Genomic DNA, 14,915 nt, shown 5'->3' with positions numbered 1-14,915 from the left:
AAAGCTCTCGATTATCACCGATCGGGCAGCCTGACGCAAGCCAGAGGAAGATCAGGAAATAAGGGACGGGCTATTTTCGGCGCCCTTGCCTGCCGGTTGCGGCAGATCGGCAACACCGATTTCCTGCGGCCGGTTGACCATGCTGACCATCACATAGCTGATGATCATCAAGAGGAACCACGAGCCCAGCTTGGCGATCGACACCCATTGCCAGACGTGCGACTGGTTCGGGTAACGCCAGGCGTTGGCGAAGGTGCCGATGTTTTCGGCGAACCAGATGAACAAGGCCACCAGCACGAAACCCAGCAGCAGCGGCATGCGGCGATAGACCCGCCAGATCCGGAAATACACCCAGGTCCGCGCGAACAATATGGCCGTGCCCGCGAACAGCGCCCATCGGAAATCGAAGATGAAGTGGTGCGCGAAGAAATTCACGTAGATCAGTACCGACAGCGCCACGGTGGCCGCCAACGGGGGATGGGCGCGGAAACGGAAATCGAACAGGCGCCACACCCGGGCCAGGTAGCTGCCGACCGCCGCATACATGAAGCCCGTGAATAGCGGCACGCCGCCGATGCGCAGCACGCTGGCCTCGGGGTAGATCCAGGATCCCGCCGCCGTCTTGAAGAGTTCCATGCCGGTGCCCACCACATGGAACATCAGGATCACGCGGGCCTCGCTCCAGGTTTCCATGCGCAGCGCCAGCAACAGGGCCTGGATGCCCAGCGCGGCCAAGGTCAGGAAATCGTAGCGGGCCAGAGCGGCATCCTTGGGATACCACCAGTGCGTGCCCAGCAGCAGCGCGCACATCAAGCCGCCGAACAGGCACGCCCAGGCCTGTTTCACGCCAAAGCGGAAGAACTCGTAGAGCGCGACGCCAAAACGACCGCGGCCGGCCAGATGATTGGCCAGCCGCGATTCCCATTCTTGCAGCCCCGCGATAAGCGGCCAGTCGCTGGCCGCCGGATGGCTCACGGAACGCTCAACCTTCCACGACGGCGTAGGCCGAGTGGTTGTGGATCGATTCGAAGTTCTCGGCTTCGACGCGATAACGCGCGATACCGGGGTGCGCGTTCAAGCGGGCAGCTACGTCGCGCACCAGGTCTTCGACGAACTTCGGGTTGTCGTAGGCGCGTTCGGTCACGTACTTTTCGTCCGGGCGCTTGAGCAGGCCCCAGAGTTCGCACGAACCTTCTTCTTCGATCAAGCGGATGACGCCGTCCATGCTGATGTCGTCGCTCAGGATGGCCGAGACGGTGACATGCGAGCGCTGGTTGTGCGCACCGTATTCCGAGATGGCCTTCGAACACGGACAGAGGCTGGTGACGGGCACCTGCACGACGAGTTCGAATTCCACGCCGTCGCCCTCGGCGCGGGCGATCCACTGGACTTCGTAGTCCAGCAGGCTTTGCACGCCGGAGATCGGGGCCGACTTGTTGATGAAGTACGGGAACGCGGCGGTAATGTCACCGCGTTCGGCATGCAGCAGCGGCAGCATGTCGGCAGCCATGGCGCGAAACAGCGTCGGCGTCATGGGGGTGCTGCGGTACTTTTCCAGCAGCGCCACGAAGCGGGACATGTGCGTCCCCTTTTCTTCGGGCGGCAGCGCCACGGTCAGCGTCCAGTTGGCAACGGTGCCTTGGGCCGAGCCATCACCGCTTTCAATCAGCATGGGGTGGCGCACGCCACGGATGCCCACGCGTTGAATCGGAATGTGCCGGGTATCCGCCGAACTCTGGACGTCGGGCATCACGATGGCGGGGTCGATCGGAGAATTCATTTCAGCTTACCTGTCTAGGCAATCAGTCGCTCGCGCACGGCCTAGGAAACTTTGAGAGAGGGCCATTATCGCCCAAACCCTGGCAACCGCCAGGGAAAACCCTTCTATCCGTAGGTTAGCGGGGCCAGAACAGTGTGTTTCATATTCCGGGCAAAAGCGACGCCTTTGCCCGGCGCCCCGCAACCAATCAAGCAAGCAGGTCGGCGTAGCGGGCACGGATCGACCGCTCGATGCCGGCGGCATCCAGGCCGATGCCGGCCAACAAGGCCGACTGGTCGCCATGGTCGATGAAGGCGTCTGGCAGCCCCAGTTGCAGCACGGGAATCTGCGCCCCGGCGGCGCTCAGCGTTTCCAGCACGGCGCTGCCCGCGCCACCCATGATGGACGCGTCTTCCAACGTGACCAGCGCATCGTGCCGGGCCGCCAGATCCAGGATCAGTTCACGATCGATCGGCTTGACGAAGCGCATGTCAGCCACGGTGGCGTCCAGCTTGTCGGCGGCGGCCAGCGCGGCCGGCACCAGGGTGCCGAACCCCAGGATGGCGATCTTCTTGCCTTCGCGGCGAACCACGCCGCGGCCCACTTCGACGGTATCCAGGCCAGCACCTTCCGCGGCGCCGCAACCCGCGCCGCGCGGATAGCGCACGGATGCCGGGCCCGGGTACTGATAACAGGTGGACAGCAACAGGCGCGTTTCGCTTTCGTCGGACGGCGTGGCCACCACCATGTTCGGCACGCAGCGCAGGAAGGCGGTGTCGTAGTTGCCGGCATGGGTGGCGCCGTCGGCGCCCACGATGCCTGCACGGTCCAGCGCGAAGGTCACGTCCAGATTCTGCAGGGCCACGTCATGAATGAACTGGTCGTAGCCGCGCTGCATGAAGGTCGAATAGATGGCGACGACGGGCTTTTGCCCTTCGCAGGCGATGCCGGCGGCGAACGTCACGGCATGCTGTTCGGCGATGCCCACGTCAAAATACCGCAGCGGGAAGCGCTTTTCGAATTCCACCAGCCCGCTGCCTTCGCGCATGGCGGGGGTGACCGCGACCAGGCGCGAATCCTGCTCGGCCATGTCGCACAGCCAATGACCGAACACCTGGGTGAAGGTGCGCTTGCCCGGCGCCTTGGATTGCTGGATGCCCACGGCGGGGTCGAACTTGCCCGGGCCGTGATAGAGCACCGGATCGGCCTCGGCCAGCTTGTAGCCCTGCCCCTTCTTGGTCACCACGTGCAGGAACTGCAGGCCTTGCAGGGCCTTCAGGTTCTGCAGGGTGGGCACCAGGGCGTCCAGGTCGTGGCCGTCGATGGGGCCGACGTAGTTGAAGCCGAACTCCTCGAACAGCGTGGCCGGCGTGACCATGCCTTTGGCATGCTCTTCGAAACGACGCGCCAGCTCAAGCACCGGCGGCACGTGCTGCAGGACGGCGCGGCCGACGTTCTTGGCCGCAGCGTAGAAGCGGCCCGACATCAGGCGCGCCAGGTAGCGGTTCAACGCCCCCACCGGCGGCGAGATCGACATGTCGTTGTCGTTCAGGATCACCAGCAGGTTGATGTTGGGCGTGACGCCCGCATTGTTCATGGCCTCGAACGCCATGCCGGCCGACATGGCGCCGTCGCCGATGACAGCGATGTGCTGGCGCTGCACGCCGGCGTTGCGCGAGGCCACCGCCATGCCCAGCGCGGCCGAGATTGACGTCGAGGAATGTGCGGTGCCGAAGGCGTCGTATTCGGATTCGCTGCGTTTGGGAAAGCCCGAGATCCCGCCTTCTTGACGCAGCCGCGCCATGCCGGCGCGGCGTCCTGTCAGGATCTTGTGCGGGTAGGACTGGTGGCCCACGTCCCAGACGATCCGGTCATGCGGCGTGTCGAACACCTGATGCAGCGCCAGCGTGAGCTCCACCGTGCCCAGATTGGACGACAAGTGCCCGCCCGTTTTGGATACCGACTCCAGCACGAAGCCGCGCAGTTCGTCCGCAAGCTTCTTCAGCTCGCGACGATCCAGGCGCTTGAGGTCTGCCGGGGATTGAATGCGGTCCAACAAATCAGTCGTCATGCTTTTATGGGGTTCGTTGACCCGGCGTGGATTCAAGCCGGGCTAGTCACGGATCAGCGGTCTCGAAGGACGATGAAGTCGGCCAGTTGCGCCAAGCGTCCGCCGGCATCGCCCAGCGGTGCCAGCGCCGCCAGCGCTGCTTCACGCAATTCGTCGGCGAACGCGCGCGCCTCGGACAGGCCCAGGAGCGACACGTACGTCGGCTTGTTCTCCGCCGCGTCCTTGCCAGGGGTCTTGCCCAGGCTGGCCGTGTCGGCGGTCACGTCAAGGATGTCGTCCACGACCTGGAATGCCAGGCCCATTGCTTGCGCGTAGGCGTCCAGCGCCTGGCGCGACGCCGAACTGGCACCCGCGACGATGCCGCCCAGCGCAACGCTGCAGGCCAGCATGGCGCCGGTCTTCATGCTGTGCATGGTCTGGAGGTCGTCGCGCGACAGCGAACGGCCGACGCTGAGCAGGTCGATGGCCTGGCCGCCCGCCATGCCCTGGCTGCCGGCGGCGCGCGCCAGCGACTGCGTGGCCTGCACGATCAGCGCAGGCGCAATCGGCATCGAGGCCAGCAGATCGAAGGCCAGCGGCTGCAAGGCGTCGCCCGCCAGCATGGCAGTGGCTTCGTCGAACTTCACGTGCGTCGTGGGCTGGCCGCGGCGCAGCGTATCGTCGTCCATGCAAGGCAGGTCGTCATGCACCAGCGAATACGCGTGGATCAATTCCACCGCCGCGGCGGCGCGGTCCAGCGACGCTTCGATGGCCAGCACGCTGCCGCTGACCGGGCACGCTTGCCCGGCGGCGTAGACCATCGCGGCGCGCACGCGCTTGCCACCGCCCAGGACGGCGTAGCGCATGGCTTCGTGGAGACGGACAGGCAGCACATCCGCGGGGGGCATCAGGTCGTCGAGGACGTCTTCGACGTGCCGCACACGGCCCTGCAGCCACTCCGGGAAAGCGAGTTGAGTTTGCTTCATCGGGTTCTTATTCGTCATCCAGCGCCGCCGGATCCAGCGGACGCAGCAAGTCGCCTTCCAGGACCTTGACCTGCTGTTCGGCCTGCGCCAAGCGGTCCTGGCAGACCCGGGTGAGCGCGACGCCGCGCCGGTAGGCGGCCAGCGATTGCTCAAGCGGCAACGAGCCGTCTTCCATGGCCGCAACCAATGACTCCAATTCGGCCAGGGCCGTTTCGAAATCCTGGGGCAAGGGACGGTCGTCGATCTGCGGATCGGCTGGTGTGGGTTTGGCCAAACGGGTCTCCGAGGGCGCTAGGGGTGGATCAATCTCCGAATTGTACGAGATAGCCACGCCGGACCCGCGTGTGCCCGGACGATCAGGCCGACGCCCCGGCAAGACCCGCGATCGCCGCGCGCAGTGCGGGGCCCACGCGCGTACGCAAGTCCGGTTCCGGCAACAGGCTGGCGGGGCCGCCGCAGCTCATCACGAAGACGCCTTCGCCCGTGATGGACGTGAACGGCACGGCGACGGCGTTGATGCCAGATTGCCACTCGCCAATGGCGAAGCAACAGCCCGATTCCTGCAGCTCCAGACGGGCGCGGGCAATGGCGTCGACAGGCGGCGCGGCCGGCCCCAGGCGCGCCAGCACCTCGTCACAGGCGCTGGCAGGCAGGCTGGCCAGATACGCTCGGCCCATCGCGCTGTCCAGGCTGGCGCGATAGCCGACGGGCAGCCGCAAGTACAGCGCGGAGGACCCGTGGATGGCTTCGACATAGGTCATGGCGTCGCCATCGAAGGCGCCGAGCGCAACCGCGCCGCCGGTGTCACGGGCCAATTCGGTCATCGAGGCCTTGGCCAGTTCGCGTACCTCCAGCCCTGCCAGCAGGCCAAAGCCCAGCGCCAGCACGCCATAGCCGGGCGAATACTTGCCGGTGTCGGGGTGATAGCGCAGGTAACCCAGCTCGGTCAGCGTGTAGCTGATGCGGCTGATCGTGGGCTTGGGCAGGCCGGTCAGGCGCGCCAGGTCCAGGTTGCCCAGCGCGGTCACGCCGTGGCGAAAACACCGCAGCACGTCCAGCCCCCGCGCCAGCGCGGTGATGAAGTCGGGCGAATTGGCGCCTTCGCCTACGCCAGCGGTGCGTTTGCGCCGCGCCGGCTGGCTGAGCTCCAGCGTCTCGTCGGGTTTGGTGGCGGCGTGGATGACGCGCTTGGTGTCAGAAAAAGATTGCATTTCTATTCGCTTCGTTTTTATAGTTTATTTCGAATAACAAAACTAAATTCCATATAACGGAATTTAAATGATCCAAGGAGACTTGGCAAGCCCCCGCAATGCTTCCCGCAGCGCGGTTCGGTCAAGCCAAGCCCGGCGATCCACTCACGCACGCGATTCCAAGGGGAAAACATGATTCGCACGAGCATCAAACTGCTGGCCACCGTATTGCTTAGCGCCGCCGCACTGGGCGCGCAGGCCGACACGTATCCGGCCCGGCCGATCAAGGTCGTCTCGCCCTTCCCGGCCGGCGGCGCCACCGATGTGCTGACCCGCATCCTGGCCGAACGCATGGCCAAGACGCTGGGCCAGCCCATGATCGTGGAGAACAAGGCGGGCGCCGGCACGTCCATCGGGGCGGCGTTCGTCTCGCGGGAACAGCCCGACGGCTACACCATCCTGATGGCCACGAACTCCACGCTGGTGACGAACCGCTATCTGTACAAGGAACTGCCTTACGACCCGGACAGTTTCTCGCCAATCGGCATGGTGGGCGTCGGCCCGCTGGTGCTGCTGTCCAGCCCCAAGCGGCCCTTCAACAGCACGCAGGACGTCGTGGCCTACGCCAAGCAGAACCCGGGCAAGCTGACGTTCGCGACCTTCGGGCCCGGCACGTCGTCGCACCTGGCCGGCGAACTGTTCAAGGAACGCGCCGGCATCGACATCCTGCACGTGCCCTTCAAGGGCGCGACCCAGGCCCTGCCCGCCCTGATCAGCGGCGACGTCGACCTGTTCTTCGACATGGTCGCCACCGGCATGCCGCAGGCGGACGCCGGCAAGGTCAAGGTTTTCGCCATCACCAGCCCGTCGCGGCTGGCGACGCTGCCGAAACTGCAGACGCTGGCCGAAGAGGGCTACCCCGCCTTCGACATGACCGCCTGGTTCAGCTTCGTGGCGCCCAAGGGCACCCCGGCTCCGGTCCTGGCGAAGCTGCAGGCCGCGCTGACCGACACCCTGCAGGACGAGGCCGTGAAGAAGCGCATGCTGGACATGGGCATCGACCCGCGTTCGGGCACGGCGGCCGAATTGGACAAGCAGATCAAGACAGAACAGCCGATCGTGTCGCAACTGATCAAGCAGGCCAACATCGTCCTGCAATAAGCGAGCGCGGCTCCGCGCCAACGGTTTAGTGACAAATCGTTCGCGGTCTTGCCGACCCGCGAAACGGCGGCAGGCCACTCGGCCCGTCGCCCTTTCCCCGACAGCGCCCACCTGGGTCCTGTCGGTTTTTTACGCCTTGCCTAACCGCTGGATACAGAAACCGGGCGCTTGCCGCTGCTAAGGTGAAGAAGATTCACCAGCGGGAGCACGGATGCCTGATACCGAAGACCGATACGCCCGCCTGGACGCCGCCCGCTGGCTGGCGGCCGTGGCAGTCGTCCTGCTGCACAGCGCGGCGCTGATCGTCAGCGACCCGGCCGCCTACGGCGGCGGTGCGTGGCTGGCCGCCAACCTGTATGACTCGGCGGCGCGCTGGTGCGTGCCTGTCTTTGTCATGGTCAGCGGCGCATTGCTGCTGGATCCCGGCAAGCCCCAGGACGCCCTCAAGTTCTACAGCCGTCGCATGGCGCGCATCTGCGCGCCGCTGGTGTTCTGGACTCTGTTCTACCTGACGTGGCGCACGGGGCTGGACTGGTGGGACGACGGGCGCGTCGACTTTTCCTTCTGGCCGCGCAAGGTCGTCCAGGGCGAACCGTATTACCACCTCTGGTACCTGTACATGATCGTGGGGCTGTACCTCTTCGCCCCGCTGGCCCGCATGCTGTATGCGCGGAGCACGCCCCGCGGCCGCTCGCTCTGGGTGGTGGGCATCCTGGGCGTGGCGATCCTGGACGCGCTGTATCGCCGTGCGCTGGGCGCGCCGCACGGTTTCTTCCTGACCTGGTTCCTGCCCTATCTGGGCTACTTCGTGGCCGGCCGCCTGATCTTCGACGGCGAAATGCGCATACCCCGGCCGGGCCTGATGCTGGCGGCCAGCGTCGCCGCCACCGCGCTGGGCGTGACGGCCATGTCCAACGGCCACACGCTGGACACCTACTTCTACGACTACTTCAGCCTGACCGTGCCGTTCATGTCGCTGGCCGCATTCCAGTGGATCGTGTCCTCGCCCCGGTTGCCGCGGCTGGCCGCGCTGGCACCGCTGACGTTCGGCGTGTATCTGATCCACCCGGTGTTCCTGGACGTGGCGCGCCGCGCCGGCGCATTCACGGGCGGCGATCGCGATGCCTGGACGGTGCCGCTGCTGACGCTTGCTGTCTTCGGCCTGTCGGCGGCCAGCAGCTGGCCGCTCAGGCGCCATCCGGCGACCCGCCGACTCGTCTGAAAGACCTACGCCGTGAAGGGTTAATCGGGTTTTGCACCCGGCCAAACACCCCCCTCCATAACTTCACCAAGCTTCACGGATCTTCACGGGCGTAGGGGAATCCCTTGGGGTACAATTCACGGCTTATTTGATCGGCCAGACACCGATTTTTCTTCGCGCCAGCACGGATTTAGCCAAGCTCGACAGTTGAGCTCAAGCGTTTGCACGAGCAGTTCGCAAAATCGCTGGGCTTGAAACAAAAGCGCTTGGCAGAGCTCAAACCGTCCTGGCTTTTTTATCCGAGCGGAGGGAATCATGACCGACATCGGTCGGATGGCACATGTCGTGCCAGCTCGCACCCAGCTACCCGTCAGTGCTTATTTTGACGAAGCCCTCTTTGCCCGCGAGCAAGAACTCATTTTCAAGCAATCCTCGCAATACGTCGGCCACCAGAAATTGGTGCCCGAGATCGGGGATTGGCGTACGTTGGTTCAGGAAAACGCAGGACGCGTGCTGGTTCGCAACCAGCAAGGCGTTGAACTCATCTCAAATGTCTGCCGTCACCGCCAGGCGTTGATGCTGGGCGGCGAGGCCGGCAATGTGGCCGGCAACTGCAATTCCCAGGGCAATCTGAAAGCCACTGGCGGCAACATCGTTTGTCCGTTGCACCGCTGGACGTACAACAACCAGGGCGAGTTGTTGGGCGCGCCGCAGTTCGAGACCACGCCCTGCATGAACTTGCAGAAGTTCCGGCTGCGCGATTGCCACGGCCTGCTGTTCGAAGGCCCGCGCGATCCGGCCTCCGACATGGCTCCGCTGTTCTCGCGTCCCGAGTTCAACTTCGGCGACTACGTGCTCGACCATGTCGAAGTGCATCAGTGCAACTACAACTGGAAGACCTTCATCGAGGTCTATCTTGAGGATTACCACGTCGGTCCGTTCCACCCCGGCTTGGGCCGTTTCGTCACCTGCGACGACCTGACCTGGGAATTCAACGACTGGTACAGCCTGCAGAAGGTCGGCGTGCACAACGCGCTGGCGCAACCCGGTTCGGACGTCTACAAGCAGTGGCACGACCGCCTGCTGTCGTTCCGCGACGGCGACGCGCCGGATTTCGGTGCGGTGTGGGTCACGTATTTCCCGACCCACATGATCGAGCTCTATCCGCACGTGCTGGTGCTGTCCACGCTGTATCCGAAGAGCCCGCAGGAAACCGTCAACGTCGTCGAGTTCTACTACCCCGAGGAAATCTCGGCGTTCGAACGCGAATTCGTCGAGGCGCAGCGCGCCGCCTACATGGAAACGGCCATCGAAGACGATGAGATCGCCGAACGCATGGATGCGGGCCGCAAGGCCCTGATGCTGCGCGGCGTGAATGAGGCCGGCCCCTACCAGTCGCCGATGGAAGACGGCATGCAGCACTTCCACGAGTGGTACCGGCGGATCATGCAGGACGTGTAAGCGCAGGTTCTGTCTACGCAGGGCTTGCCGCAGTCGGAACAAGGGCCTCGCACATCGCGAGGCCCTTTTCATTGCGCGCGGCGCGAAGCGCCCCCTACCCGATCGCGCCTGCCACCGTGCGTTCGCCGATCGCCAGCCCCACCGTCATGCCGACGCCGGAGTGCATGACCGCCACGGTCGTGGCCGCGTCCACCGGCATCACCGAGAACGGCGCCGGACCGTGGGCGCCATACACCCCCTGCCAGCGCTCCACCACGCGCAAACGCGCGCCCAGGGCCTGCGACGCCAGGTCCAGCATGGCGTTGTCGACCGCCTCGTCATTGAACGGGAACGCATCCTGGCCATAGCGGTGCGAATCTCCGATGATCAGTTCGCCATAAGGCGTGGGGCTGATCAGCAGGTGGATGCCATTTTCCAGCAGCATCGGCGTGCGCGCCTGGATCACGTCGCGCAGGGCTTGCGCTGACGGCAGATCCGAAAAAGCGCCGTAGTGCACGCAGGACAAGCCCGTCAGCAACGGTCGGTCCAGCGCGATGGGGTTCGTCTCGAACGCCGCGCGCAGCATCTGCAGCCGGGTGATTTCCAGGTTCAGCGGCGCGAAGCGTTCGGGCAACAGGGTCAGGTAGTCGTGGCCGGGACACACGAACACATGCTTGCCCTCGAAGTCGCCGGCGGTCGTGCCGACCAGGCCGTTTTCCACGGCGCGCGCGAGCGTGCCGGTGATGAAGGTCACGCCCAGGGCTTCAGCCAGATAGCGCGTGATCGCCGGCAAGGCCTCGCGGGAGTAAATCTGCAAATCATCGTGGCCGCGCAGCCCCATGCAGTGGTGCGCCAATTGGCCGTCGTACAGGCCGGCCACGTCGCGGGCGGACAGCAGGTCGGCACGATAGCCTTCCTGCTTCAGTCGGGTGTCCGCGAACTCCTCGAGCACGGTGGCCTCATCGGCATTGCGGGCCAGCACCAGGGCGCCGTTGGCGCGCACATGGAAGCCAGCCTTGGAGGCCAGATCCAGCCACAGCTCGCGGGCCTGCTGCGCGTGCGACAGCATCATGCCGGGCGGCTGGCCGGTCACGATGACCTGGCCGAAGTTGCGGATCGTGGCGCCGTGCGCCTGGCGGCTGCGTTCGATCACGGCCACCGACAAGCCGCGCTTGGCGGCAGCCCAGGCGTGCGCGATGCCGAGCATCCCTGCGCCCACCACGATTACGTCGTAAGTTTTCATCTCGGGAACATTGCTGGAGGAATAGCGAGGGAAGCTGCCGCACTGCGGCGCTTCCCGGCGGGCGGCGGCGCGGGGCAAGCCGCGCGGCCGCATTGGCGGATGCTTACTTCTTCTTCGGCTCGGACTTGCCGTCGTAACGCTTGGTCCATTCGGCGATGATGCGTTCGCGGTTCGTGGCGGCCCACACGAAGTCGTTCTTGATCATGCGCTTGGTCAGGTCAGCCGGCAGGTTGGGGTTGACCGTGGCGATGGACGGGATCGCCAGCACCGCGAAGTTGGCCTTGTACAGTTCGTTGGCTTCGCGGCTGGCCGAGAAGTCGGCCAGCTTGCGGGCGGCTTCCAGGTTCTTCGTGCCCTTCATGATGGCGGTGGCTTCGACTTCCCAGCCCAGGCCTTCCGACGGGAACACGGCTTCGACGGGCGCGCCGTCGGCCTTCAGCTTGGCCGCGCGGTAGTCGAACGACACGCCGATCGGGAACTCGCCCGCGGCCGCCATGTTGCAAGGCTTCGAACCGGAGTGCGTGTACGAACCGATATTCTTGTGCAGGGCGTCCATGTAGGCCCAGCCCTTCTCTTCACCGAAGATCTGCAGCCAGGCGCTGACGTCCAGAAAGCCCGTGCCCGAGGAGGCCGGGTTCGGCATGACGATCTTGCCGGCATAGACCGGCTTGGTCAGGTCCTCCCACGACGTGGGCTTGGGCAGCTTCTGCTTTTCGGCTTCGATGGTGTTGAAGCAGATGGCGGCGGCGTAGCCGTCCATGCCGACCCACGACGGCTCGGCCTTGGCGTCGCGCATGTTGGCGGCGATCTGGTCCAGGCCCTTGGGGGCGTAGGGTTGCAGCATGCCTTCCTTGTCCATCAGGCCCAGCGCCGTGCCAGCCAAGCCCCAGATGACGTCGGCCTTGGGGTTGCTCTTTTCGGCCAGCAGCTTGGCGGCGATGATGCCGGTGGAGTCACGGACCCACTGGATCTTGATGTCGGGATTCGCGCGTTCGAACGCGGCCTGGTAGACCTTGATCTGGTCGGCTTCGAGCGCGGTGTAGACCGTCAGCGTGGTCTCGGCGGAGGCGGCGCCCATCACGCCCGTCAGGGCGGCGGCCAGTGCAAGCAGCTTGTAGCGATTCATGAGGAACTCCGTGGATGAGCGGAAAAAGGGTGAGAGTCGCCCCCGCTGCCGGCGGTTGCCGGCTGCGGTACGCGGTGTGAAAGAGAGGAATGTGGCCGGCGGCGCCGGCCGGTCAGGATCTAGCTCAGGGCCGTTCGCCTCGTGCCAGACGGGCTTCGATATCGGTCACGACGGCCGGCAGGTCGGCCACCGTATCGATCAGGTAATGCGGCGCGGCGGTCGAGAGTTCGCGGGTCGCCTCGGCGCGCGCCTTGTCGCGCCCCGCTTCGTCCAGGCTCAGGTATTCGTCCAGCGTCAGGCCGGCGGCATTGCCGGACAACAGCAGCCCCACCGTCCACATGCCGGCGCGGCGGCCTTCTTCGATGCCGGGCGAGGTGTCGTCAACCTTGATGCAGCCGGCAACGTCCGACAGGCCCAGTTCCACGACGTTCTTCAGCGCCATCGCCGGCGCCGGACGTGCGCGCGGCACGTCGTCGCTGGCCACGATGCAATCGGGCTCCAGGCCTTCGGCGGCGGCGCGCTCTACGACGCGGCGCATGACGCTGCCCGGATAGCCCGAGCAGGATCCGATCTTCAGGCCGTGCTGGCGCAGCGCACGCAACAGTTCGGCCGCACCGGGAATGGCCGCCGAATACTGCGCGACCTTTTCCAGCTGCATCGGCAAAAAGCGTTCGTAGATGGCGGTCACGTCGTCATCGGTCGGCAGGCGGCCGAACTGGGCCTGGTACTGGCTGGCGATGGCGGGCTGGTCGCACAGGGCGCGGATGTGGTCCCACTTGCCCATGCCCATCGGGCCGCGGGCCTCTTTCAACGACACGTCCATGCCGAACTGCGAGAACGCATCCACGAACACCTTGGTGGGCGCGAACGATCCGAAGTCGACCAGCGTGCCGGCCCAGTCGAAGATCACGGCTTCCAGTTGGACGGGCAAAGGGGAAACAGCAGTCATGAGGGTCATCCTAGAAATAAGCGTTCAAGAGGCCACGGGGCGGCGCCAGGCCTGGCTGCGCGCCACCAATGCACGGCTGGCCAAGTGGAGCACCAGGGCCGCGACGGCGGAACTGGCCATGATCACGGTGCACATGGCGGCGGCCGGACCGATGAAGCCGGCGTCGTCCATGTTCAGCACGGCGACGGCGGCCAGCACCGTGGACGGGCTGTACAGGAACACCACGGCCGACACGGTCGTCATGGCGGAAACGAACAGGTAGCGGGCAACGTCCAGCGCCGCCGGCAGGCACATCGGCAAGGTCACCCGCAGGAACGTCGTCATGCGCGGCACTTTCAGCGACGCCGACGCGGCTTCGAATTCCGGGTCCAGCGCATTGAGCGCGGTCGCCGCCGTCAGGTGCGCGCTGGTGTAGAAGTGGACGACCGTGCACAGGATCAGCAGCGGCATCGTGCCGTACAACACGTTCAGCGGATTCATCAGGCTGTTGAAGAAGAAGATGTAGCCCAGGCCCAACACCAGTCCCGGCACCGCCATCGGCATCAACGCCAGCATGCTCACCGCGCCGCGCAGGCCGCGCGCCACGCCGCCGCGCGCCGGCACCTTCTCCATCATCCAGGCGCCGACGAACACGACCGCCGTACCGATCACGGCCGTGCAGAACGCCAGCTGCAAGCTGTTGCACCAAGCCAGCCAGCCGCCACCGTCCATATTGTCGAAATCGTAGGAACGCAGCGACATGGACAGGTTGTACGGCCACATCTTCACGAACGACGCCCAGACCGCCACGCCGATGATCGCCAGCAGGAAGGCGGCCATTACGCCGGCAAGCGCCAGGAAGGCGGCATCGCGCCGGACGTTCACGCCCGAGACATAAGGCTGGGCCCGGCCGCTCATCTGGGCGCCTTGGCGGGCGCGCAGCCGGCGGTCCAGCACGAAGGTCAGCAAGGCGGGCAGCAGCAGCAGGATGCCGATGGCCGCGCCCTTGGGGAAGTTCTGCTGGCCGACCACAGCCTTATAGGCTTCCATGGCCAGCACGTTGTAATCCCCGCCCACCACCTTGGGCACGCCGAAATCGGTCACGGTCAGCGTGAACACCACGCAGCAGGCCGAGAACACGGCATAGCGCGTGCCGGGCAGGGTCACGGTCAGGAACGTGCGCCATGCACCGGCGCCCATCGCCCGCGCGGCGTCATACAGGCGGCCATCGGCCAGCGTCAGGCCGGTCAGCAGGATCATCAGCGCATGCGGGAAGGTGTAGAAGGCCTCGCCCACCACGATGCCCCAGAAGCCGTAGATGGTGGCGCCCCCCGTCAGGCTCTTGAGCAGGCCCTGGTTGCCCAGCAGATAGACGAGCGCAATGCCGGGCAGCAGCGACGGGGCCAGCAGCGGCAGCAGCGCAATGGTGCGCAGCAGGCCCTTGCCCGGCAGGCGCGTGCGGGTCAGGCCATAGGCGAATCCATAAGCGCAAGGCACCACCAGCAGCATCGTGACGATGCCGACCATCAGGCTGCGCCCGACCATGGAAAGAAATCCGTCCGCGCCGATGATGCCGGTCACGACCGACAGGCCGGCCCAGGCGCCGTCACTATCGGTGACGGATTTGAGCAGGATCGCGGCCAGCGGCAACGCCAGGAACAGCACCAGAAACAACACCAGCGCGCCCTGCCCCGCCGTCAGCCCCAGCGCGCCGATCCAGGCGGGCAAGGGGCGGCGGCCCAGGACGACCGCGGGTGCGGGTGCGGCCGGGGCCGCAGGCACGGGGGTGGAGGCGGCCGTTTCGGCGGCGGTAGATCCGGTCATGGCGGAA

Annotated in this window: 13 protein-coding genes; 3 read left to right on the top strand and 10 right to left on the bottom strand. The window is 65.6% G+C overall.

What is annotated here, in order from left to right; translation table 11 throughout:
• Positions 1 to 51 precede the first annotated feature (51 nt).
• From CEY09_RS21620 to CEY09_RS21595, 6 genes are all read right to left on the bottom strand, one after another.
• Positions 52 to 975, bottom strand: coding sequence for a DUF817 domain-containing protein (locus CEY09_RS21620; RefSeq protein WP_088590229.1), 924 nt, complete (start codon positions 973 to 975; stop codon positions 52 to 54).
• 7 nt (positions 976 to 982) lie between these two features.
• Positions 983 to 1,780: a GTP cyclohydrolase FolE2 gene (gene folE2, locus CEY09_RS21615; RefSeq protein ID WP_088590228.1), complete on the bottom strand. Its 798-nt coding sequence runs from the start codon at positions 1,778 to 1,780 to the stop codon at positions 983 to 985.
• 187 nt (positions 1,781 to 1,967) lie between these two features.
• Positions 1,968 to 3,830 carry a 1-deoxy-D-xylulose-5-phosphate synthase gene (dxs, locus tag CEY09_RS21610; protein WP_088590227.1) on the bottom strand — a complete coding sequence of 621 codons (1,863 nt, stop codon included), beginning with the start codon at positions 3,828 to 3,830 and terminating at the stop codon, positions 1,968 to 1,970.
• A 53-nt stretch (positions 3,831 to 3,883) separates the two neighbouring features.
• Entirely contained in the window at positions 3,884 to 4,795 is a 912-nt protein-coding gene (locus CEY09_RS21605) for a polyprenyl synthetase family protein (protein WP_006225054.1), read from the bottom strand.
• Between the two features lie 7 nt (positions 4,796 to 4,802).
• Positions 4,803 to 5,069: an exodeoxyribonuclease VII small subunit gene (locus CEY09_RS21600; protein ID WP_006225055.1), complete on the bottom strand. Its 267-nt coding sequence runs from the start codon at positions 5,067 to 5,069 to the stop codon at positions 4,803 to 4,805.
• Positions 5,070 to 5,151: 82 nt separating this feature from the next.
• Positions 5,152 to 6,006 carry an IclR family transcriptional regulator gene (locus CEY09_RS21595; RefSeq protein ID WP_088590226.1) on the bottom strand — a complete coding sequence of 285 codons (855 nt, stop codon included), beginning with the start codon at positions 6,004 to 6,006 and terminating at the stop codon, positions 5,152 to 5,154.
• Between the two features lie 171 nt (positions 6,007 to 6,177).
• On the opposite strand from CEY09_RS21595, the gene CEY09_RS21590 reads away from it, so the two are divergent.
• The 3 genes from CEY09_RS21590 (at position 6,178) to CEY09_RS21580 (ending at position 9,808) form a co-directional block, all read left to right on the top strand.
• Positions 6,178 to 7,146: a Bug family tripartite tricarboxylate transporter substrate binding protein gene (locus tag CEY09_RS21590; protein ID WP_088590225.1), complete on the top strand. Its 969-nt coding sequence runs from the start codon at positions 6,178 to 6,180 to the stop codon at positions 7,144 to 7,146.
• Positions 7,147 to 7,357: 211 nt separating this feature from the next.
• Positions 7,358 to 8,368, top strand: a complete 1,011-nt coding sequence (locus tag CEY09_RS21585) for an acyltransferase (protein WP_088590224.1) — start codon at positions 7,358 to 7,360, stop codon at positions 8,366 to 8,368.
• Positions 8,369 to 8,662: 294 nt separating this feature from the next.
• Positions 8,663 to 9,808, top strand: a complete 1,146-nt coding sequence (locus CEY09_RS21580) for an aromatic ring-hydroxylating oxygenase subunit alpha (protein WP_006225059.1) — start codon at positions 8,663 to 8,665, stop codon at positions 9,806 to 9,808.
• 94 nt (positions 9,809 to 9,902) lie between these two features.
• Here CEY09_RS21580 and CEY09_RS21575 read toward each other — a convergent pair whose 3' ends face one another.
• The 4 genes from CEY09_RS21575 to CEY09_RS21560 form a co-directional block, all read right to left on the bottom strand.
• Complete coding sequence (locus tag CEY09_RS21575; protein WP_088590249.1) at positions 9,903 to 11,030, bottom strand: TIGR03364 family FAD-dependent oxidoreductase; 1,128 nt, start codon at positions 11,028 to 11,030, stop codon at positions 9,903 to 9,905.
• Between the two features lie 103 nt (positions 11,031 to 11,133).
• Positions 11,134 to 12,156, bottom strand: coding sequence for a putative 2-aminoethylphosphonate ABC transporter substrate-binding protein (locus CEY09_RS21570; RefSeq protein WP_088590223.1), 1,023 nt, complete (start codon positions 12,154 to 12,156; stop codon positions 11,134 to 11,136).
• Positions 12,157 to 12,280: 124 nt separating this feature from the next.
• Positions 12,281 to 13,114, bottom strand: a complete 834-nt coding sequence (gene phnX / locus CEY09_RS21565) for a phosphonoacetaldehyde hydrolase (protein ID WP_167390132.1) — start codon at positions 13,112 to 13,114, stop codon at positions 12,281 to 12,283.
• A 15-nt stretch (positions 13,115 to 13,129) separates the two neighbouring features.
• Positions 13,130 to 14,908 (bottom strand): putative 2-aminoethylphosphonate ABC transporter permease subunit, encoded by a 1,779-nt coding sequence (locus CEY09_RS21560; RefSeq protein WP_234818369.1) that lies wholly within the window; start codon positions 14,906 to 14,908, stop codon positions 13,130 to 13,132.
• Positions 14,909 to 14,915 lie beyond the last annotated feature (7 nt).

Origin of the sequence: Achromobacter marplatensis (assembly GCF_002209535.1) — a bacterium.
Lineage (GTDB): Bacteria > Pseudomonadota > Gammaproteobacteria > Burkholderiales > Burkholderiaceae_B > Achromobacter > Achromobacter marplatensis.
The sequence above is the reverse complement of the archived record's forward strand: the minus strand, read 5'-3'. Positions and strand labels throughout refer to the sequence as shown.